Consider the following 19,695-nt stretch of genomic DNA (forward strand, 5'->3'; position numbering starts at 1 on the left):
GCTGTATTTCTTCGGCCGTTGGCCTGTTACAGCAGCAAAGCTACGGCTTTTCCACTAATCGCGCAGTGCGACTTCCTGACGAAGGAATGACAGCACGTCCTGTACGGTTTCCTGCGGTTGCTCCTCCATGGGGATGTGGCCCGCACCCGCATACAGCTTTAGTTGAGCACCGCTTATACCTTGCTGAAACCGACTGGCATCGGCAACCGGCACCCAGGCATCGGCCTCACCCCACAAGATCAGTGTAGGTGCCTGCACTTTTGCCAGTTTGTGCAGGTTGTCACTGTCCACCGTATTAAGGCGGTCCACGAAAGCGCTCCGGTTGCCCTCCCGCAGCAACAGGTCGTGGCTCAGGCTGATCGTTTCCGGTTTTAGCTTGCTGTCATCACCGTAAACTTCCTTGAGGCTCTGCTCTACAATAAAGCGTGGCGTCATAAGTTTCAGTGAGTGCTTAAGCAGCGGTGTCTGGGCCATCCGGAAAGGCAACGTGATGCTTTTGTCATTCGCATTGGTGACGCCGGTGGGAGAGACCAGAATCAGCTTTTGCACCCGCTCCGGATGCGTGGCGGCAAAATCATAGGCAATCTGTCCGCCTAAAGAGCTGCCCCCGATGTGCGCCTGGTCTATACCCAGGCTGTCCATAAAGTGCAGGAGAAGGTTGCTGTAATAGTCGATAGAATAGGAGCCAGTGGCATTGGGGCCTGTTAAGCCGAAGCCTGGCAGGTCGAGCCGCAGCACACGGTACTGCTTGCTAAGTTCTGCTGACCAGCCATCCCAGGTCTGAAGCGAGGCCGCCGTCCCGTGCAACAGTATGATCGGTGTGCCCTTTCCCTCGTCGCGGAAGTGCAGGTCGGCCCCGTCTATATGCACAAAGCGGGAAGAAGCAGTCGTATACCTGGCTTTCAGCTCTTCCGCAGGTATATCGGCTCTAATCATCAGCGCAAAAGCGACCAGGATTACCAAAGCAGCTGCTATCGCTATATTTTTTAGCTTAAAACGCATAGGTAGGATATAAAGCGTGATTGCTTGTACTAAAGTATGAAATTGTTGCTTTCGAATTCTTAAATGCGGAATTAATTTTTGAGCAATACAAAAAAGCAGCCTGCCATACCTGACAGACTGCTTTTCGATTTTACTTTATGGCTATCCCTACAAACCTGATTCCTTCTTAAACTTACTACCGAAGAAATAATAAACAGGTATACCTAGCGCCACGATGATCAGGCCCGGCCAGGTATAGACCGGCTTGTAAATAAGCAGGATGATACAGATGCCCGAGGCAATCAGCACATAAAGCGCTGGCAGAATTGGGTAGCCGAATGCTTTGTATGGACGCTTCAGGTCTGGTCGGCGCACGCGGAGCACAAACACGCCAGTCACTGTGATGATATAAAAGAGCATCACTGCAAAGATCACATAATCGAGCAGGTCATTATAGGTGCCGGAGAGGCAGAGCATGCAGGCCCAGATGCACTGTAGCCACAGAGCCGCAGCCGGTACGCCGTTTTTGTTCAGATGTCCCATCTTCTTAAAGAACAGGCCGTCTTTGGCAATGGCGTAATATACCCGCGCTCCTGACAGGATGGCTCCGTTGTTACAGCCAAAAGTCGAGATCATGATCAGAATGGCGATGCCTACCGTAGCTGGGTACCCGCCGATCACTTCGGCTACTGCTGTTGCTACGCGGTCGTTGGAGGCGTACTTGATGCCCTGGCCTATCACGTCGGTTGCGTTAGGGTCGCCGTTGAGGGGGAGCACGAGCAGGTATACCAGGTTGATGATCAGGTATAGGCCCATCACAATGGCACTGCCGATCACCATGCTGAGCACGATGGTGCGCTTCGGGTTCACGATCTCATCGCCCGAAAAGCCGATGTTATTCCAGGAGTCAGCCGAGAACAAGGCTCCTACCATGGCAATGCCAATAGCCGTGATCAGCGCCATACCTACCGGAGGCGCTTCGCTGGCCCCCGTGGCCGCTGCAGCAGATCCCCAGAAATCAGAGAAGTTGGCCTGCACCGCCGTGTCGTTGATGCCGAACAGCAGACCAAACAGAATCAGACCAAACAAAGCGATCAGTTTTGTACTGCCAAAGATGTTCTGGATCAGTTTGCCACTCTTCACGCCGCGTGAGTTGATATACGTCAGGTATAGGATGCTCACAATCGCCAGCAACTGCACGGAAGTGAAGTTAAATCCTGCCAGGGAGAAGAGGACATTGTCTTCGCTGAACCAGGGGATGAGCACCCCGGTAAAACGGGCGAAAGCCACGGCCACCGCTGCGATCACACCGGTTTGAATTACCAGAAACAGCGTCCAGCCATAGAGGAAGGCTACCATCTTGTTATAGGCCTCTTTCAGGTATACATACTGCCCGCCTACCTTGGGGAACATAGACGACAGTTCGCCATAGCTGATGGCACCCACCATGGTCAGGAAGCCCGAAAGCAACCAAACCAGCAGCATGTTGCCAGGACTTACGACCGCCCTGGATATATCGGCTGTCACGATGAATATACCGGAACCGATCATACCGCCGGTTACGATCATGATGGCGTCGAAAAGGGTGATCTCCCGTTTGAATCCGCTTTCCTTTTCTTCTTTTTGTATTTGCTCTACTTCTTCTAAATCCTGCATTGTAGCTGTCTGATACTTGCCTGTAAAGCCGACTGCCCAACAAAGTGGCAAAGGCCGGAAGGCAAAATTAAAGCTAATTTTTTGGGAAAGGATAAATACAGGTGATTATCTGCAGGAAAGCCAATAGCAAGTAAATAATATATAACGATACCCTGTAATTATTGCTCTTTTTGGCCTTTATAAACTGTGGCCGTTCGTCTGATTTTTTGGGTCCTTCACGGATATTTCAAGGCCCTTGGTATAAAATAGTAGTAATTGTAGCAACAGTACCTTGCATAACAAAGTACTATAGAATAACTTTGTCACAGTAATTAATTGATAACCACTAAATATTAAAGCCATGAAAGTATTATTCTTAATCGCCGCCACTGTATCATGCTTCGGTCTTGCACTGCAACCAAATACTCAAAACACTCAACCAGTAGATGCTGTTGCCAGCACTGTCGATATGGAAATAGAAGAGCCTGTAATGACTGTGCTGCTTGACACAGTATTGATCACACCTGTTGCGCCAAGTGCGGTAGCTGCTAACGTGCGCTAAGCCGTTGCAGCCCGCCGGTCGGCAGCAGTATCATCCTGCTCTCGCAGCCATTCCTCCGCAAGGGGGCGTTCGTAAAAGCTTTTCATGCTGACTTCAGGTGTAATGCGCTCCTGGAGTTCACGGGCCGCGAGTTGACTGAACATATTAAAGGAGTATACATGCGCCATAAACCGCAGGCCGGCTTCCATAGCGCGGGGCAGCCATTCAAACTGAAGCCAGTCATTTGCTTCCTGCCAGTCGCCGGTTACAGCTGACTTGTCGTTGAGTAGCTTGGAGCAGCGCTTGCTTTTCAGGAGTTCCAAAAAGGCAAGTGAAGCGCTTACAACATTATCAGCAGTTATGTGCCCTTGCCATTTAGCCTCGATGTACTCTTCCTTATGTTGGATAGTGACATACACATCACCCATCGCATGACGCAACTCTATCGGTGCAGTTGGTGAGATCTCGGGTCGAATTATTCTGGGTGCCATAGAGGTAACATCAGGTGGTTGCACCTCGCAATGTAAACAAATTGGCCGCCTCGCCGGCAAAAATGCGCTTAATTTGAGTGGAGTGCTCCTATAGAGGGGTAAAAAGCATCTTTTCAGGCAGTAGAGGCTGTCTGCTCTATTCCCACAAACACACCTTCTTCCCTTAGCTCCACCCGGTGGAGAACTGCTTTGCGGGTGCGGAACTCGCACTCTCGCCCATTCTGCATATTATACCTGTAGCTGTGCCAGGGGCATACCACTTCATCCAGATAGTTCGTAGTACCTTTACTGAGCGCATATCCCAGGTGCGGACAGGCATCGTCTAGCGCAAAAAAACCGGAGGCAGTATGTGCAAAGCAAATAGTCCGTCCATCCAGCACGAGTTGTTTGAGTTTGCGGAGGGGCACCTGCTCGCGGGCTTCAGTCACGCTATCAAATACTTTGTGCCAGGTATAGCTTGCTTCGCTTTGTTCCATCTGTTCTGTTAGTGGCTTACCCGTATGGCAGTGGCATGGGCCTGCACCGGAAATGATTCCATGACCTGCTCGTCAAACCAAGCCTCTACTAAATGTCCTTCACGCAGATGCTCCAGGCGTAGTGTGGCTCCTTCTACATTCTCGATGTGGGTATTGGCATCTATGCGCAGTGTCGCCTTGGTGTGGTTCGTCTGCATACCTTCCACTGACTCGACCAGTATGACGGCCACGCCTTCTTTCTTTTTGGAATTTGTTTTTTTGATGTTGGTGATGTTGCCCCGTATGTCGGGCTGCGTGTTGGGAATCTGAAAGCCGTCCTGGGTCTGGCATCCGGCCAGTAGGAGAGCAGCCAAGGGTAGTATATTCAGGTATCTTCTCATGGGTTCAAGCGTCGTCTCATGCCTATACCTTGCAGGCAGGGCATACTTTGGACATTTGTACGCAGGAGGGAGATGATTAGTAATGTCTCAGGCACAATTTATTTAAGGCCTATGCTACCCGCATAAACTGGTCTGACAATTCTCTGCGCAGGTTATCGCCCTGTGTATAGTAAGAGAGGAAGTCAGTGCGGCGGCAGGTGGCCAGGCGTGGTTCCTGGCGCAGGGTGAGGCGTGAACGCTTGCCTATTGTCAGCAGGCCTATACCTTTTCGCTCACATAGTTTGGATAGGTAGTCTGCCATGGCATTGCCGCGCCAGCACAGGCTGCTCACCTGTAGTCCTAACCACTGGTGGTCGGCAGGCTGCTGCTTGAGCTGGTCCACTGCCGCTTTCAGTTGCTGCTGCATGTAGCGCCTGCGCAGATTGGAATGCAGTATAAAACCAGTCACTGCAAGTATGGCAGGTATGAGGGCCATCATCAGCCAATTGCCAGTCAGGTAGCAGAGGTAGGCTGCTGCGCCAAAAATAGAAGCGGCAGTCAAATAACGACTTCTGCCCAGTCCTCTTTTCTTGTAAGTGCTCAGCAGGCGCGCCAGTTTATTAGAGGCGGAAATATTAAGTGATACGGCAAAAAAGCAGTTGTCGTGTTTCTGATAGGCAAACAGCGCATCGGCGAAAGTGCCCTTGTATGTGGGCACCAGTCTGTTTATAAGTAAGCCAGATTTTTTTTCATGTTTGGCATAGTAGGAACCAAGAAATTCAATAGCTTGGTCTCCAATTCTGTTTTCTGCCATATGCGTCAGATGTTTGTAGCCTTCAGATATATTGTTTCATAGTTGGGGCTACCCAGTAATACTGACGAGCCTTAGGCAGGATGCGGTAAGTGTCTTCCACTTTTTTACAAATATAGGAAGCGTAAAATATAAAGCTAATAATTTGATTATTTTTTTGTAAAATTTGCTTTAACCTATAGTGTTCTTGGCTAAGTCCTGACTAGTCATATTACAAGACTATATCGCCTGAATTAGAACCATCAAGTAACAGGCTGTTTTAAGTGCAAAAAAAATGTACCAATTGTTATATGTCGGGTTGGAACGACTTTCTGTCTTGTATAAACAGACAAAACTGGTTAGGCTGACACAATTTTTTTAGATTTACAGCATGGTGATGAAGGTTCACTTTCACTGCTTCTTTAACTAAAACCATGAAAAAAAGTTTTTCGCTCTTTTTTGTCTTGTTCTCGCTGCTATCTGCAGGGGCACTTAAGGCGCAGTCACCTGCCAAACCTCACGCAGCCGAGCTACTGCAGGATATTAAAAAGCTGAACGTGCTGGGCACTGTGCTGTATGTGGCGGCGCACCCCGACGATGAAAATACCCGCTTTATCGCCTACCTGTCTAACGAGAAGCTCTACAACACCGGCTACCTGTCGGTGACCCGCGGTGATGGCGGACAGAACCTCATCGGGCCAGAGATCCGGGAGGGGCTGGGTCTTATCCGCACGCAGGAGTTGCTGCAGGCCCGTCGCACGGATGGAGGGCAGCAGTTCTTTACCCGTGCCAATGACTTTGGCTTTTCAAAAAATCCGGAAGAGACCTTTGCAACCTGGGATAAGGAGAAGGTGCTGCACGATGTGGTATGGGCGATCCGCAAGTTCAGACCTGATGTGATCATCACCCGCTTCTCTCCCCGTCCATCTGAAACTCATGGGCATCACACCGCTTCGGCCCTGCTGGCCAATGAAGCGTTTGAAGCAGCTGCTGACCCAAAGCGCTTTCCTGAGCAGCTCAAGCACGTGCAGGTATGGCAGGCCAAGCGGGTGCTTTGGAATACCGGCGTATGGTCCTTCCGCAGTCAGAAAGAGTTTGAAGACTACGGTTCACAACTGCTTAAAGTGGATGTAGGTGGCTATAATCCGCTGTTGGGCAAATCGTACCCGGAGATTGCCGCCCTGAGCCGCAGTATGCACAAGAGCCAGGGCTTCGGCGCCACAGGTACACGTGGTGTTACGATAGAATATTTGGAGCATACCAAAGGCGAACGAGCTAAAGAAGAGTTGTTTGAAGGTATAAACACCAGCTGGAGCCGCGTGAAAGGCAGCGAAAAAGTGGCAGCCCTATTGCAGCAGGCGGTGGCGGAGTTTAAGCCGGAGCAGCCCGCGGCCGTAGTGCCAACCTTGCTGGCAGCCCGAAAAGAACTGGCCAAACTACCCGACAGTTACTGGAAGCGCCTCAAAACAGAGGAACTGGAGGATGTAGTGAAACACAGCCTGGGTCTATACCTGGAGGCAGTGGCTACGGAATATGCCGTGACACCGGGTGAGCACCTGAACATGCAACTGGAAGCCATCAACCGATCAACTATACCTGTGCAACTGGTGAGTATGCGTCCTTCCTTCGCCGCCAAAGACAGCAGCCTGAATAAAACACTCGCTCCGAACGAGGGGCATCTTATCCCTTTTAAAATACAGATTCCGGCTTCAGCACCGCTCTCGCAGCCGTACTGGCTACGGCAGGAGGGAACGCTGGGCCTGTTTCGGGTAGATGATCTGCAGGAAATCGGTGCCCCCGAAAATCAGCCGGCCGCCGAAGTGCAAATGAACCTGCTAATCAGTGGAGAACCTTTCCGCTATACCGTGCCGGTGGTGTACAAGCGCAACGATCCGGTGGATGGAGAGCAGTACAGACCACTGGCCATTACGCCGCCCGTGTTTGTGAACATCTCCGAGAAAGTGCTGATGTTCGCTTCGCAGGAGCCGAAGCCAGTGCACGTGCTGGTGAAATCGGCTAAGGCAGGTATAAAAGGCAACCTGGCACTGCAACTCCCGAAAGGCTGGCGAGCGGAGCCGGCGCAAGTGGCTTTTGATCTGGAGCAAAACGGAGCCGAGCAACTGGTGCGCTTCATGGTGCATCCGCCTAAAGGGCAGCAGGAGGTAGAACTGAAAGCCGTGGCCACGGTAGCAGGCAAGTCCTATACCCGCGGACTCAACGTGATTCAGTATAGCCACATCCCAACGCAGACTACCTTCCCGGAGGCTGTGACTAAAGCCGTACGGCTTGACCTGAAGCGAAATGGGGAGCAGATCGCTTACCTGATGGGTGCCGGCGACGACATACCTGCGAGTCTGCAGCAAATCGGGTATAACGTGACCCTGCTCAAAGACGAGGATATGACAGACCAGAATCTGAAGCGCTTCGATGCGGTGATACTGGGGGTTCGGGCCTACAATACTATAGAGCGCATGAATTTCTATCAGCCGCGCCTGCTCAACTACGTGCAACAAGGCGGTACAGTCATCGTGCAGTATAACACTGGGCATAGTCTCAAGACAAACAATGTTGCTCCCTATCCTTTGAAGATTTCAAGCCAGCGGGTGACGGTAGAAGATGCCGAAGTACGTTTCCTGAAGCCGAATCACCAGGCGCTGAACAGCCCGAACAAGATCACAAAAAAGGATTTTGAAGGCTGGGTACAGGAACGCGGCTTATACTTCCCGAGCGAATGGAGCAAAGAGTTTGAAGCGATCCTTTCAAGCAACGACCCGGGCGAACCGGCCCGCGACGGCGGCCTTTTGATCGCCCGCTATGGCAAAGGGCACTTTGTGTATACCGGCTACTCCTGGTTCCGGCAGCTGCCTGCCGGTGTGCCGGGTGCCTACCGCATCTTCACCAACCTGATCTCGCTCGGCAATGGGCACGGCAACCAGGGGAGCAGCGCAGAGAGTGCTGTCAAATAAAAGGAGCCATTCAAAATCTGCAGTTCAAGATATCCAGTGAGTAGTCCTGTGCTTTTTGTTACAAAGACTACTGTCTGAAGAAAACCATGAAAGAAATCGATAGCAAGCCTAACGAGGAGCTCGACAAGCCGCCTTTTTTTGAGAGCTGGAAAAGTATGTACTGGCTGGTGCTGGGCAACCTAGCTTTCCTGATCACCCTGTTTTACATCATCACCCGCATCTATTCATGAGACTGCTTGACTGGATTGTACTGCTCGGCACGCTGGGCTTTATTGTAAGCTACGGCGTCTGGAAAACACGGGGCAGCAAGGATATTGAGGGCTACCTCAAAGGTGACAACAGCATGAAATGGTGGACCATCGGTTTGTCCATCATGGCTACGCAGGCCAGTGCTATTACTTTCCTTTCCACGCCGGGTCAGGCCTATGAAGACGGTATGCGCTTCGTGCAGTTCTACTTTGGCCTGCCGATTGCCATGGTCATCATCTCGATCACGGTTATCCCGATCTTTTACCGACTCAAGGTATACACCGCCTACGAATACCTCGAGAGCCGCTTCGACCTGAAAACCCGCTCACTGGCTGCCCTGCTCTTTCTGGTGCAGCGCGGATTGGCAGCCGGCATCACGATCTACGCCCCCGCTATCATCCTGTCTACCATACTAGGCTGGAATTTAACAGTAACCAACCTGCTGATCGGTATACTCGTGATCATCTATACCGTGTCGGGTGGTACCAAAGCGGTGAGTGTGACGCAGAAGCAGCAGATGGCCGTGATGATGGGCGGCATGCTGGTAGCCGGTTTTATGGTGGTGCGCTACCTGCCTGAGAGCGTGTCCTTCGGTGATGCTGTGGCTGTGGCAGGTAAGATGGGCAAAATGAACGTAGTGGACTTTTCTTTCGACTGGAACGACCGGTATAATTTCTGGTCTGGTTTAACGGGGGGGCTTTTCCTGTCGCTTTCCTACTTCGGCACCGACCAAAGCCAGGTGGCCCGTTATCTGGGAGGCAAATCGGTAGGGGAGAGTCGGCTGGGGCTGCTGTTCAATGGCTTGCTCAAGATACCGATGCAGTTCATTATTCTCTTCATTGGCGTGATGGTGTTTGTGTTCTACCAGTTCAACCAGCCGCCGCTTTTCTTCAATGAAGCCGCTAAAGACAAGGTATACGCCACTGAGTTTGCCCCGGAAATGGAGGCACTGGAAGCGCAGCACACCACCCTGTTCAACCAAAAACAGGAAGCAGTGCACGGTCTGGTCGCCGCGCTACGCACCGACGATGAAAGTGCCATTGCTGCTGCCCAAGCTGAGGTGCAAGGTATAACCGATGCCTCCAAGGCGGTCCGCACCGAGGTGAAGTCGCTGATTGCCAAAGCCACGCCTGATGCTGAGACCAAGGATACAGACTATGTGTTCATCTCCTTTGTAATGAAATACCTGCCCGCCGGACTGGTGGGTTTGCTGCTGGCTGTGATCTTCTCAGCTGCCATGTCCTCCACGGCCTCCGAGCTCAATGCGCTGGCCTCCACTACGGTAGTAGACATCTACAAGCGCTCTGTCAAAAAGGACAAAGACAACTTCCACTACCTGCGGGCCTCCCGCCTTTTCACCGCAGCCTGGGGTACGCTAGCAATTATTTTCGCAACCTACGCCTCCCTGCTCGACAACCTGATCCAGGCTGTTAACATTATCGGCTCGATTTTCTATGGCACTATACTGGGCATCTTCCTGGTGGCCTTCTATGTGAAGTTCATCAAAGGGCACGCCGTGTTCATTGCCGCACTGCTAGCTGAAGCAGTAGTGCTGTACTGCCACTTCTACACCGATATTGCCTTCCTCTGGTTCAATGTGATTGGCTGTGTTGCAGTAGTGGTATTCGGAGCGATCCTTCAGTTCTTTATAGGCCAGAAGGATGACAGATTGTATGCGTAATACAGATTACTCTTTTGAGGACTAATTATTGGGGCAGCGTAATTGCGAAAGAATCAGGCTAATTCAGCTAAATGAGATAAACCACTGGCAGGTATAGTAAGACTAACTCGCACGCTGGCTATGAAACAAGCAGCATTGCCATGTGCGCTTTGCGGCGCTCCACTGTTGGGGGTGAAGGGGGGCCCCTGTCAGGAGCGTTCAGCGAGTGGGGTAGGGGCCCTCGATTTTTTCTTTATCGAGGGCCCCTACCCCCATCAAGGAAAAAAGTGAGGCCCGCCTGGCCAAGGCGAAAAGGTGCCCGCCGCACAGGCGAAGCGATAAACAGTATCATTTGCTATACCTGCAATAGCCGCAGCTATACTTATACCTGGGCCAGAGGCCCCACTATACCCGACACAAGCGAGGACGCTCGCGCCATAACACCAATTATCAGGTATAAGTTAATATCGCGGCTTCTGCCCCGCCACAATATAAACCAGGCTACCGCCAGCTGATACATACTCTTCATTCAGCAGCCTTTGCTTAAGCGCAATCTTGTTGTAAAGCAGCCGTTGCCAATAAGCGTCAAACTTGTCTTTGTCGCCGCCGCCCGCCATAAAGTAATTCAGGTTATCCTGGTAGTCATAGCCCATAGAGTCGGAGTCGATCCACTGCAGCATCTGTTCTACACGCAGCATCTTCTCCTGCGTATCGTAAGGCGGAATGATCGAGAGGGCTTTGTCGGAAATCCACACCTTGATGTTTTCGAGACCCGCTTTCAGGTATAAGTCAGGTATAACGTCGCCGAGTGAGTTAAAACCCTCGCCGAGCCTTTTCTTGCCCTTCTCGATGCGCAGCTTTATTTCCAGCACTTCGAGGGTGCTTTCCACATCAAAATCCGTTTCGCCGTAGCGGTCGAACATCAGGTTGGGCACGAGGTTGTTCGGTTCCAGCGCCAGCACCCAGCCGCCCGGCTTTGTAATCCGGATCATCTCATCGATCACCTGTCTCGGGTCTTTCACATGGATCAGCAAGGTCTGGCAGAGGGTAATGTCCGCCAGGTTGTCGGGTAGGGGAATGTTGGAGGCGTTGCCCACCCGGAAGTCGTAGGAGATGTCATTGTGCAGGTAGATGCTTTGGGCTTTCTGCTTCGCTTCCTCGATGTACTCCGGCTCAAAATCGATGCCGTATACCTTGGCGCCCGGTGGCATGTGCCGCGAGAACATAAAGCCCATCATGCCTTTGCCGCAACCGATATCCACCAGCGAGCCGGTATAGTCCAGGTGCAACCGGTGAGCAAGCAGCTCCAGGTAATCGTCGTTCCACCAATATTCACGGGCCGGACCCAGGTGATCTTCTGAATGTTTTTTCTCTTCCAACAGGTATAGATTATTAGGTATGCTAAAAAAGTAAGCCCCTGCCAGAGCAGAGGCTTTCGGTAGTGAGTAGGCAGCTAGGTGCTTACTTCATTTTCTTCCACTCAGCTATGGCTTTTTCATTCATACGCACATAGTCATCGTTGTTTGCCTTTTTGGCCAGCTCGATTGATTGCTCAGCAGTTTTTACGGCGCCTTTGTAGTCTTTCAGCTTGGCCTGCATCTTGGCCTGAGCGTGCAGGTTCCAGAACCTTGGCTCGTTGGCGTTGGCTTTTTTCATCCATTCCAATGCCTGCTTCATGTCTTTGTTATTATCGGCGTAATAGTTGGCGGCGGCTGCATACAGGCTAGGCGACACATCCTTACCATTCAGCACTCGCTCCTGAATCTGGGCCATTACTTTGCTGTCTACTTCAGCTTCAATGGTGAAGCTGACAACTGTCTTGTCCCACAGAATTTCCAGGTCAGCAGCATTCGCTTTCAGATTTGCGAAGTTGATGGTGAAAGTTTCAACGGTTCTAGGGTTGGTCTGTGGCTTCACGGTGAAGCGCAGCTGATCGTTTTCCTGCTTATACTGAGCTACGTTTCCACCAAGTTTGGTGTCTTTGTACAAAATAACAGTCCACTCGTTCTGATTCGGAATGGTTAGCAGCGCATACTCACCGGCAGGCACTTTTTTGCCCTGGATGGTTACGTCGTCGCTGAAATTAAGCGTGGTAGAGTTGTTGGCTCCTGTGCGCCATACCTTACCGAAAGGAACAATGTCGCCGCCGTATACTGAGCGGCCTTTCATAGATGGGCGGGAATAGGTTACGGTTACCTTGCTAAGGCCTACTTCCTGCGTCACGCTGGAAAGCGGGCTAGCTGCCGGCATGGCTATACCTTGTTGCTGGGCCTGAACTGTCACGGCTGTACCGCCTAGCAGCGCCGCTGACATAAGCATGCTGAATAAGATCTTTTTCATGGTTTTATATTTATTTCAAAGGGGTTTCAGGAGGTAATATTACAGAAAATCCCGCAATTAAACCAGTGGATTCTGCAGGGTAAATGGCGGCTGGCATTGCTACAAACTGCTTGCATGCAAAAAAAGTTTTGCCCTGAGCTGAGTTTCTTTTCTGATTATATTCTGTACCTTCGCCTATGTACACGGGGTGCTTGGCAGTGTAACAGCTGCCCGGCTGAGATGATACCCGCTACCTGATCTGGATAATGCCAGCGTAGGAAATGTAACCGATTTTAGCGCCTGAGTGAGGTGCTGCCCTTTATTCCTATCTGCTTTGTACAGTCAGGCTATTTTATAACCCTAAAATACCTGCTGTGAGTAATCTGCAACAACAAAAATTTGACCTGGTAACACGCGACCTGCGCAAGTGGCAGGGCCGTGAGGAGTGGTTTTTTAACCGTGATCACACCGACACCTATGAACTGTGGTACGAAGGCCGCTATAAGCGTGCTGAGGTATGGCAGAAGAAAGTGATCGGGCAGCTGATCAAGAAAGACGAGCGCGTCAAGACCCTGCTGGAGTTTGGCTGCGGCACTACCCGCTTCACCCGCTGGTGGAAAGAGATCGGCATTGAGGCCAGCGGTGGCGACATCTCGCCCTTCATGCTGGGGCAGGGCGTGCACCTGTTCGACGGCGATCTGGTGCTGGCCGACTCGCATCACATGCCTTTTAAAGACCACACCTTTCATGCCCTGGCATTCATTACTACTTTTGAGTACTACAAAGATCCGGTCAAGGTAATCCGGGAGGCGGCCCGTGTGGGTAAATATGGCATTGTGTTCGGCATGATGAACCGCAACTCTCCCAAAGTGGTGAGAAGGAGGGTACAGGAGATGTTCGGCAAGAACCCTTTCTACGTGACGGCCACCTTTTATACGCCAAGCAAACTGAAGGCTGTAATAGCCGAAGCCCTGCACGACAGAGACTATACCATTGAGTGGAACGCTACTGGGTTGCCTGAATGGTTTCCGGTGCAGCAGTGGCAGCAACCCTATGGAGATTTCTTCGGGATGTATGTGTGCTTAAATGATGTGATATGAGCGCCTTCGAAGACAAATCTGGAAAGGTAGCCGCCGGCACGTTTAAAGACGTGCTGCTACCACAAAGCGGGGCACAACGGGAAGAGGTGCAGGTAGGCCCACAGTTCGGCGTCGACACTGCTGTCATCAACCTGGGCAACAACCTGGGAATGGCAGTTTCCAGCGATCCGCTTTCGCTTATACCTTCTATCGGGCTTCAGGAATCAGCCTGGCTATCAGTGCACCTGCTGGCGAATGACATGGCCTCTACTGGTTTTGCACCCATGTATGCGCAATTCGTTCTAAACCTGCCTACGAGCCTGTCGCTGGAGTCATTCAAAGAATACTGGCATTATATCCATCAATACTGTCAGGACATTGGCGTTGCCATTACCGGCGGACACACAGGGCAGATAGAGGGGCAGAATTCCACCATTTCTGGCGGCGGCACCATGTTTCTGACGGCTCCATTGGGTGAAATACTTACGAGCAACAAGGCGGAGCCCGGCGACCTGCTGATCGTGACAAAGGATACGGCTCTGGTATCTACCTCCATCCTGGCCATGAGTTTTCCGGAGACAGTTAAGAACAAGCTCGGCAAGGAGGTATGGGAGAAGGGCTGTGAAAACTTTTACCGCACCTCATCGCTGCCCGATGCCCTAGCCGCAAAAGAGGTCCTGCCCAGCAAAACAGACCTGAAAGCCATGCACGACGTGACCGAAGGTGGCGTGCTGGGCGCTATCTGCGAAATGGCGGGCGCCTCTGGGTGCGGTTTCCGGGTTTATGACGATACCCTGCCGGTGGGGGAAGCGCAAAGGCAAATTGCAGCACTTTTTGATATCGATCACCGCTTCAGTGTGGGGGCTGGCTCTATGCTCATGGCCGTGAAGCCGGGCAATGAGCAGCAAATAATCGACCACCTTGCTTCTAAGGCTATCAGAGCAACGGTGGTAGGAGAAATGACAGCCAAGGAAGATAGATTCACGATAGTGGAACATGATAAAGAAAAGCCACTTCTCTTCGATGGCAAAGACCCTTACTGGGAGGCTTTCTTTAAAGCGTACAAGGCGGGCTGGAGATGAGCAGGTATAAGAAAATTACCGGAGGCGTATACTTGGTGCTGGACCCCAGCATGGATCGTATCCTGCTGCTGCAGAAGGTAAAAGAAGCTTTGGAAGGAGGTACAAACGTACTGCAGATCTGGAATAACTGGCCAGCAGGCTATACCGATTCAGACAAGCGCTTGCTCATACAGGACTTAGTGGCTGTTGCCGCCGCTTATCAGGTACCGGTTCTCATAAACGAGGAATGGCAGCTGTTAAAAGATACAGGTCTGGCTGGTATTCATTTTGACAGCGTCCCTTCGGATTATGAAACTTTGAAGGCTGAACTGAACAGGGGCTTTGTATGCGGTATTACCTGCAGCAACGACCTGGAGGTAATTCGCTGGGCTGACAGGCACCAACTGGACTACGTATCTTTCTGCGCCGTTTTCCCCTCGCCTTCAGCAGGAAGCTGCGAGATCGTACAGCCTGCTACGATCCGGGAGGCCAGAAAGATCACCCGAATGCCTCTCTTTCTGTCCGGGGGCATCACCACAGAAAATATAGACAAACTTCGGGAGCTGGACTTCAATGGGGTGGCAGTGATTTCAGGTATACTGAACGCTGCTTCAGCCAGAGAGTCCGCTGCTGCCTACAAGCAAGCACTTAACAAAAATAACTTATGAGACTTTCATTTTTAGATAAACTGTGCTGTCCCGTGGACAAGCACGAACTGACATTGCAAATCTTTGCGCAGCAGGAAAATGGGGATATAACAGAAGGGTTGCTCACCTGTCCTACCTGCAAAAGGTACTATCCTATTGTATATGGTTTACCAATCATGACACCGGACGAGTACCGTGAAAAGGCGCTGGAGGAACCGATCCTGAAGAAGTGGGGGCTATCACTCGACGAGACAGAGAAGCAAACGTTTTTGCTGAAAGCCTAAACCGCTTGCATATGGCTATACCCTAAAAACTTTGACCTACACTGAAGCCAAAGCGGGGAATGAAAGCGGGGCCTGGTGATTTGGTATTGCTTTCTGTGGAAAGAAAAGGTGTAAAGCCAACCCGCACTACAAGTCCACCGGTTGGGTTCTGATAACGGAAACCGATGCGACTGAAGTACATGTTGCGCAAAAGGTCAGGCTCATTGGTGAAGCGGCGGGTATAGCCTATACCAAACTCAAAGTGCTTCTGAAAACGCCCGATCATACCCAAGGCTTCCACAGGCACCACCGGATAAAAGCCCGGCTCCTCTGCTGAGAAGAAGGTATTGCTGGCTATACCTATCCTGAAAGCTGCCTTCACCATAGACTTCTGGTACACGATGCGGTCGTAGTTAACTGAGAGCAAGTCCCCATTACCGCCTAATTCACCATAAACTGCATTACGCGCCCTAAAAGTGTCACGGTAATTCTGGGCCGAAGCCGAATAGCTAAGTACAAGCAACAAGCAAAAGAGAAAGGCTCGGGTGAAAGCGCTATTTAAGTGCATAAGAAGGTTTAGGAGCGACTGGCGCAAGCATAGATTATAATACTCCGCAAATTAGTAATTTATTGGGATATATTAATGTTGAATTATGGGGAAGCTTCAAAAACTGAGGCCCTGTCAGTTAAACACTAACAGGGCCTCAGTTACCTTAAATGCAGAAAATTTTAGCTCATTTCAAACTGTAGCCTGAGCAGATTCGCATAAATCCCGTTGTCATTGATCGACAGTACCTCGTGCGAACCTTCTTCGACAATCTCCCCACCATCAATCACCAAAATCTTATCAACCTTGCGTATCGTCGCCAGGCGGTGTGCGATCACGATGGTTGTGCGGTTCTTCATCAATTCATCCATGGCCTGCTGCACCAGGTGTTCTGACTCTGAGTCAAGAGAACTGGTCGCTTCATCGAGTACAAGGATAGCCGGGTTTTTCAGGATGGCGCGGGCAATGGCCACACGCTGGCGCTGACCGCCTGAGAGCTTGATGCCGCGTTCGCCCACCAGTGTATCCAATCCTTCCGGGAAAGACGAGATAAAGTCGTACGCATTGGCTTTGCGGGCTGCTGCTATGATTTCTTCTTCTGTCGCTTCCGGACGACCGTAAGCAATGTTCTCACGGATAGAACCACCGAAAAGCAGCACTTCCTGCGGCACGATGCCCACATTGGCGCGAAGCTCCGTCAGGCTCATATGGCGGATATCCTGTCCATCGACAGTGATGCTGCCCTGGCTCACGTCGTACAGACGAAGCAAGAGCTGTACAATAGTAGACTTACCGGCACCACTCGGTCCAACCAATGCGATCTTCTCGCCAGAGTTAATGCTGAAATTGATATCGCGGAGTACCTGAATGTCGGGACGGGTAGGGTAGGAGAAGGCCACCTGGTTGTAGCTGATATCACCACGTACCCGTCTGATTTCGCTTAGCGGACGCAGGGTCTTATCAGTCGATTCTTCCGGCTCAGCCAGAATCTCCTGTATACGCTCGGTCGCACCCAAGGCCGATTGAATTTTGCCATAAAGCTCACCCAAACCACCCACAGAGGCGCCGATGAACACGGTATAAATGATAAAGGAAATCAGTTCACCAATGGTCAGGTCGCCGTTCTGTACCAGTGTAGCACCGTACCAGATCACCAAGATAATACCGCCAAACAGGCCTACAATCACGAAGGAAATGAAAGCGCCACGATAGTTCGCCGCTGAAAGGGCCGCCTTTACAGCTTTGCCAAGCGAATGTTGGTAACGGCCAATTTCGAAGTTCTCATTTGTATAGGCTTTCACCGTGTTAATTGCCTGCAGCGTTTCCTCAACGATGACGTTGGTGTTAGCCAGTTCGTCCTGTGTTTTTTTGGAAAGGCTTTTGATCTTGCGGCCGAAAACCAACGTGAGTGCTACCAATACCGGGAAAGTCGCCAGCATGAACATGGAGAGCTTGATAGAAGTCCACATGATAATGATGATGCCTACCAGAAGGGTGGTTATCTGGCGGAAAAGCTCAGCCAGTGTGATCGACATGGCATCCTGTACCTGCGCTACGTCAGTAGTAATGCGGCTGGTAATCTCGCCTACGCGTCTTTTTTCATAAAAGGGGATCGGCAGCATCATGAACTTGCTATAGAGGTCACGACGGATGTCGGCCACGGCATTTTCACTTACCTGTGCAAAGAAGTATACCCTGAAAAAAGAGAAGATGCCCTGCGCCAAAATCACGGCGAAAAGGCCAAGGGCAATCATGTCGATGTCTTCGAGGAACCAGTCGGCGTTGCCGGTAGAGGAGTCAACCAGCTTACCTGTGAGGAGCGGGAAGATCATAAAAGTCAGGCTGGAGAGTACCAGAAAGCCCAGACCGACCAGGAATTTAAACTTGTAGGGTAGTACGTAGCTAAAGATCCTGATGCCGCGACGAAAGCTATCCTTACTGATCTTCTTTCTGCCTTCTTTCTCCTGCGTGCCGTCGTTTAGCCCGATTCCGCGTTTTGCCATTAATGAAATCTATACTTAATAATAGGGGTTGCTGGCTTATAACAGCTAAACAGCGCTAATAATGCCACCGGCCCCGAAAAATCTTACAAAGGTAAACAAACTATAGGATATAGCGTTCCTATTTGCACGGTGACAGATATCATTAATCTAATTCTGGCAGTGGGGTATCTTTAAACGACACTCCCCACAACCCCACAAATGTCAGAAACCCATTCAGAATCAACACTTCAAAGCCAAAGGTATAACCGTTGAACCACTCAACAGAGTTGGCACTGATGATATAGGTGAGCAGAGGAGCTACAAGACAAATGGCTGGCACGAAGCGGTCACGCACCTGTCGGCTGGTGTAGAGGCCGAAGGTATAGAGACCCAGCAGCGGCCCGTAGGTATAGCCCGCCACTTGCAGCAGCGTAGAGATCAGGCTTTGGCTGTTGATCTCATTTACTGCCAGAATCACCAGCATCATGATCACTGAAAAAACGATGTGCACGACGTAGCGGAGTCGCACACGCTCGTGCTCGCTGCGCTCTTTGAAGTTGAGGAAGTCTACACAGAAGGAGGTGGTGAGCGAGGTGAGGGCGGAGTCAGCAGAGGCATAGGCGATGGCGATGATGCCCAGGATGAAGGCGATGCCGACCACAGCCGGGAAATGGTTCAGTGCCAGGAAAGGGAATACATCATCACCTCGTGCAGGTAACGCTATACCTTTGGCAGAGGCGTACAGGTATAGCAAAGCACCCAGCGAGAGGAACATCACATTCACGACCACCAGTATCACACTGAACCAGAACATGTTCTTTTGGGCTTCGCCAATGTTTTTGCAGCTCAGGTTCTTCTGCATCATGTCCTGGTCGAGGCCCGTCATCACGATCGTGATAAAAGCGCCCGAGAAGAACTGCTTCAGGAAATAGGTGTTCTCCTTGTACTCCCAGTTAAAGACCTTGCCATACTCACTGGCCGAAATCGTGTCGACCATCCCCTGAAAACCCATATTCAGTTCATCCGACACTACCCAAATGCTTACTCCAACCGCCAGTAGCATGGCCGTGGTCTGGAAAGTGTCGGTCCAGATGATGGTTTTCATGCCGCCCCGGAAAGTATAGGCCCAGATAAGCAGAATGGTGATGCCCACTGTTACCGCGAATGGGATGCCCATCTCATCGAATACCGCCAGTTGCAGCACACTGGCTACCAAAAAGAGCCGAATGGCGGCTCCCAGGGTACGCGAAAGCAGAAAGAAACCAGCCCCGGTTTTGTAAGACCAGAAGCCGAAGCGCTGATCCAGGTAGGTATAGATAGAGACTAAGTTGAGACGGTAGTAAAGTGGCAGAAGCACCGTCGCGATGACCACATAGCCTGCCAGGTAGCCCAGCACGAGTTGCATGTAGGTAAACTGCAGGTCGCGCACCATGCCCGGCACCGAAACGAACGTAACCCCCGAAAGCGTGGCTCCGATCATCCCGAAAGCGACCACATACCAGGGCGATTTGCGGTTGGCCAGAAAGAATGTGTCGGAATCAGTGCTCTTGCCAGTCAGGAAAGAGATCAGGATCAGGATGCAGAAATAGCCAATGATGAGGCTGATGATAAGCGTTGCAGACATGTGGGTTGCCGTCGTGAAGCTGCAA

19 protein-coding genes and 1 riboswitch are annotated in these 19,695 nt (G+C 51.2%); of the genes, 8 read left to right on the plus strand and 11 right to left on the minus strand.

Translation table 11 applies throughout. The annotated features are described in order from the left end of the window. Window positions 1-54: 54 nt before the first annotated feature. Window positions 55-1,002 (minus strand): alpha/beta fold hydrolase, encoded by a 948-nt coding sequence (locus I0P70_RS13010; protein WP_196118535.1) that lies wholly within the window; start codon window positions 1,000-1,002, stop codon window positions 55-57. A gap of 147 nt (window positions 1,003-1,149) precedes the next feature. After that, window positions 1,150-2,637 (minus strand): APC family permease, encoded by a 1,488-nt coding sequence (locus tag I0P70_RS13015; protein WP_196118538.1) that lies wholly within the window; start codon window positions 2,635-2,637, stop codon window positions 1,150-1,152. A gap of 340 nt (window positions 2,638-2,977) precedes the next feature. On the opposite strand from I0P70_RS13015, the gene I0P70_RS13020 reads away from it, so the two are divergent. Further along, complete coding sequence (locus tag I0P70_RS13020) at window positions 2,978-3,178, plus strand: hypothetical protein (RefSeq protein WP_196118542.1); 201 nt, start codon at window positions 2,978-2,980, stop codon at window positions 3,176-3,178. Here the strand turns inward: I0P70_RS13020 and I0P70_RS13025 are convergent. The 4 genes from I0P70_RS13025 to I0P70_RS13040 all read right to left on the minus strand — a co-directional run bounded on the left by I0P70_RS13025 (window position 3,175) and on the right by I0P70_RS13040 (window position 5,201). Further along, entirely contained in the window at window positions 3,175-3,648 is a 474-nt protein-coding gene (locus I0P70_RS13025) for a hypothetical protein (RefSeq protein WP_230392173.1), read from the minus strand. The genes I0P70_RS13020 and I0P70_RS13025 overlap by 4 nt on opposite strands. A 113-nt stretch (window positions 3,649-3,761) precedes the next feature. Then, window positions 3,762-4,124, minus strand: a complete 363-nt coding sequence (locus I0P70_RS13030) for a Rieske 2Fe-2S domain-containing protein (protein ID WP_076422185.1) — start codon at window positions 4,122-4,124, stop codon at window positions 3,762-3,764. 8 nt (window positions 4,125-4,132) lie between these two features. Continuing rightward, entirely contained in the window at window positions 4,133-4,504 is a 372-nt protein-coding gene (locus I0P70_RS13035; protein ID WP_196118545.1) for a DUF3221 domain-containing protein, read from the minus strand. Between the two features lie 109 nt (window positions 4,505-4,613). Then, window positions 4,614-5,201 carry a hypothetical protein gene (locus tag I0P70_RS13040; RefSeq protein ID WP_196118548.1) on the minus strand — a complete coding sequence of 196 codons (588 nt, stop codon included), beginning with the start codon at window positions 5,199-5,201 and terminating at the stop codon, window positions 4,614-4,616. Window positions 5,202-5,707: 506 nt separating this feature from the next. On the opposite strand from I0P70_RS13040, the gene I0P70_RS13045 reads away from it, so the two are divergent. From I0P70_RS13045 to I0P70_RS13055, 3 genes are all read left to right on the plus strand, one after another. Next, entirely contained in the window at window positions 5,708-8,239 is a 2,532-nt protein-coding gene (locus I0P70_RS13045; RefSeq protein WP_196118552.1) for a PIG-L family deacetylase, read from the plus strand. An 86-nt stretch (window positions 8,240-8,325) separates the two neighbouring features. Next, a complete protein-coding gene (locus I0P70_RS13050; protein ID WP_196118555.1) occupies window positions 8,326-8,469 on the plus strand; it encodes a hypothetical protein in 144 nt (47 codons plus the stop codon). After that, window positions 8,466-10,169, plus strand: coding sequence for a sodium:solute symporter (locus I0P70_RS13055; RefSeq protein ID WP_196118558.1), 1,704 nt, complete (start codon window positions 8,466-8,468; stop codon window positions 10,167-10,169). The genes I0P70_RS13050 and I0P70_RS13055 overlap by 4 nt, the downstream gene beginning before the upstream one ends. Window positions 10,170-10,609: 440 nt before the next feature. Here I0P70_RS13055 and I0P70_RS13060 read toward each other — a convergent pair whose 3' ends face one another. After that, window positions 10,610-11,527 carry a bifunctional 2-polyprenyl-6-hydroxyphenol methylase/3-demethylubiquinol 3-O-methyltransferase UbiG gene (locus I0P70_RS13060; protein WP_196118561.1) on the minus strand — a complete coding sequence of 306 codons (918 nt, stop codon included), beginning with the start codon at window positions 11,525-11,527 and terminating at the stop codon, window positions 10,610-10,612. Between the two features lie 82 nt (window positions 11,528-11,609). Further along, window positions 11,610-12,488 (minus strand): DUF2911 domain-containing protein, encoded by an 879-nt coding sequence (locus tag I0P70_RS13065; RefSeq protein WP_196118564.1) that lies wholly within the window; start codon window positions 12,486-12,488, stop codon window positions 11,610-11,612. A gap of 173 nt (window positions 12,489-12,661) precedes the next feature. Then, a riboswitch (TPP riboswitch) is annotated at window positions 12,662-12,766 on the plus strand. A 75-nt stretch (window positions 12,767-12,841) separates the two neighbouring features. On the opposite strand from I0P70_RS13065, the gene I0P70_RS13070 reads away from it, so the two are divergent. From I0P70_RS13070 to I0P70_RS13085, 4 genes are read left to right on the plus strand one after another with little or no spacing between them, the layout of a single operon-like run. Next, the gene (locus tag I0P70_RS13070) at window positions 12,842-13,567 is read left to right on the plus strand and encodes a class I SAM-dependent methyltransferase (protein WP_196118567.1); all 726 of its coding nucleotides are present in this window, start codon (window positions 12,842-12,844) and stop codon (window positions 13,565-13,567) included. Then, window positions 13,564-14,628, plus strand: a complete 1,065-nt coding sequence (locus tag I0P70_RS13075; protein ID WP_196118570.1) for an AIR synthase-related protein — start codon at window positions 13,564-13,566, stop codon at window positions 14,626-14,628. Before I0P70_RS13070 ends, I0P70_RS13075 begins: the two co-directional genes overlap by 4 nt. Continuing rightward, entirely contained in the window at window positions 14,625-15,275 is a 651-nt protein-coding gene (locus I0P70_RS13080) for a thiamine phosphate synthase (protein WP_196118573.1), read from the plus strand. Before I0P70_RS13075 ends, I0P70_RS13080 begins: the two co-directional genes overlap by 4 nt. Beyond that, the gene (locus I0P70_RS13085; protein ID WP_196118576.1) at window positions 15,272-15,538 is read left to right on the plus strand and encodes a Trm112 family protein; all 267 of its coding nucleotides are present in this window, start codon (window positions 15,272-15,274) and stop codon (window positions 15,536-15,538) included. The genes I0P70_RS13080 and I0P70_RS13085 overlap by 4 nt, the downstream gene beginning before the upstream one ends. Before the next feature lie 22 nt (window positions 15,539-15,560). On the opposite strand, the gene I0P70_RS13090 is transcribed toward I0P70_RS13085, so the two are convergent. From I0P70_RS13090 to I0P70_RS13100, 3 genes are all read right to left on the minus strand, one after another. Continuing rightward, complete coding sequence (locus I0P70_RS13090; protein WP_196118579.1) at window positions 15,561-16,085, minus strand: hypothetical protein; 525 nt, start codon at window positions 16,083-16,085, stop codon at window positions 15,561-15,563. Between the two features lie 161 nt (window positions 16,086-16,246). Continuing rightward, window positions 16,247-18,067 carry an ABC transporter ATP-binding protein gene (locus I0P70_RS13095; RefSeq protein WP_196118598.1) on the minus strand — a complete coding sequence of 607 codons (1,821 nt, stop codon included), beginning with the start codon at window positions 18,065-18,067 and terminating at the stop codon, window positions 16,247-16,249. A gap of 142 nt (window positions 18,068-18,209) precedes the next feature. Further along, on the minus strand, window positions 18,210-19,670 hold the full coding sequence (locus tag I0P70_RS13100) for a sodium:solute symporter (RefSeq protein WP_196118601.1): 1,461 nt from the start codon (window positions 19,668-19,670) through the stop codon (window positions 18,210-18,212). Window positions 19,671-19,695: the final 25 nt, after the last annotated feature.

Origin of the sequence: Pontibacter sp. FD36 (assembly GCF_015686655.1) — a bacterium.
In the GTDB taxonomy this organism is placed as follows: Bacteria; Bacteroidota; Bacteroidia; order Cytophagales; family Hymenobacteraceae; genus Pontibacter.

What these genes read in the sequence shown, in the direction of transcription:
- I0P70_RS13010 (WP_196118535.1), bottom strand. Translation starts at nt 1,002, where the DNA reads ATGCGTTTTAAGCTAAAAAATATAGCGATAGCAGCTGCTTTGGTAATC.
- I0P70_RS13015 (WP_196118538.1), bottom strand. Translation starts at nt 2,637, where the DNA reads ATGCAGGATTTAGAAGAAGTAGAGCAAATACAAAAAGAAGAAAAGGAA.
- I0P70_RS13020 (WP_196118542.1), top strand. Translation starts at nt 2,978, where the DNA reads ATGAAAGTATTATTCTTAATCGCCGCCACTGTATCATGCTTCGGTCTT.
- I0P70_RS13025 (WP_230392173.1), bottom strand. Translation starts at nt 3,648, where the DNA reads ATGGCACCCAGAATAATTCGACCCGAGATCTCACCAACTGCACCGATA.
- I0P70_RS13030 (WP_076422185.1), bottom strand. Translation starts at nt 4,124, where the DNA reads ATGGAACAAAGCGAAGCAAGCTATACCTGGCACAAAGTATTTGATAGC.
- I0P70_RS13035 (WP_196118545.1), bottom strand. Translation starts at nt 4,504, where the DNA reads ATGAGAAGATACCTGAATATACTACCCTTGGCTGCTCTCCTACTGGCC.
- I0P70_RS13045 (WP_196118552.1), top strand. Translation starts at nt 5,708, where the DNA reads ATGAAAAAAAGTTTTTCGCTCTTTTTTGTCTTGTTCTCGCTGCTATCT.
- I0P70_RS13050 (WP_196118555.1), top strand. Translation starts at nt 8,326, where the DNA reads ATGAAAGAAATCGATAGCAAGCCTAACGAGGAGCTCGACAAGCCGCCT.
- I0P70_RS13055 (WP_196118558.1), top strand. Translation starts at nt 8,466, where the DNA reads ATGAGACTGCTTGACTGGATTGTACTGCTCGGCACGCTGGGCTTTATT.
- I0P70_RS13065 (WP_196118564.1), bottom strand. Translation starts at nt 12,488, where the DNA reads ATGAAAAAGATCTTATTCAGCATGCTTATGTCAGCGGCGCTGCTAGGC.
- I0P70_RS13075 (WP_196118570.1), top strand. Translation starts at nt 13,564, where the DNA reads ATGAGCGCCTTCGAAGACAAATCTGGAAAGGTAGCCGCCGGCACGTTT.
- I0P70_RS13080 (WP_196118573.1), top strand. Translation starts at nt 14,625, where the DNA reads ATGAGCAGGTATAAGAAAATTACCGGAGGCGTATACTTGGTGCTGGAC.
- I0P70_RS13085 (WP_196118576.1), top strand. Translation starts at nt 15,272, where the DNA reads ATGAGACTTTCATTTTTAGATAAACTGTGCTGTCCCGTGGACAAGCAC.
- I0P70_RS13090 (WP_196118579.1), bottom strand. Translation starts at nt 16,085, where the DNA reads ATGCACTTAAATAGCGCTTTCACCCGAGCCTTTCTCTTTTGCTTGTTG.
- I0P70_RS13095 (WP_196118598.1), bottom strand. Translation starts at nt 18,067, where the DNA reads ATGGCAAAACGCGGAATCGGGCTAAACGACGGCACGCAGGAGAAAGAA.
- I0P70_RS13100 (WP_196118601.1), bottom strand. Translation starts at nt 19,670, where the DNA reads ATGTCTGCAACGCTTATCATCAGCCTCATCATTGGCTATTTCTGCATC.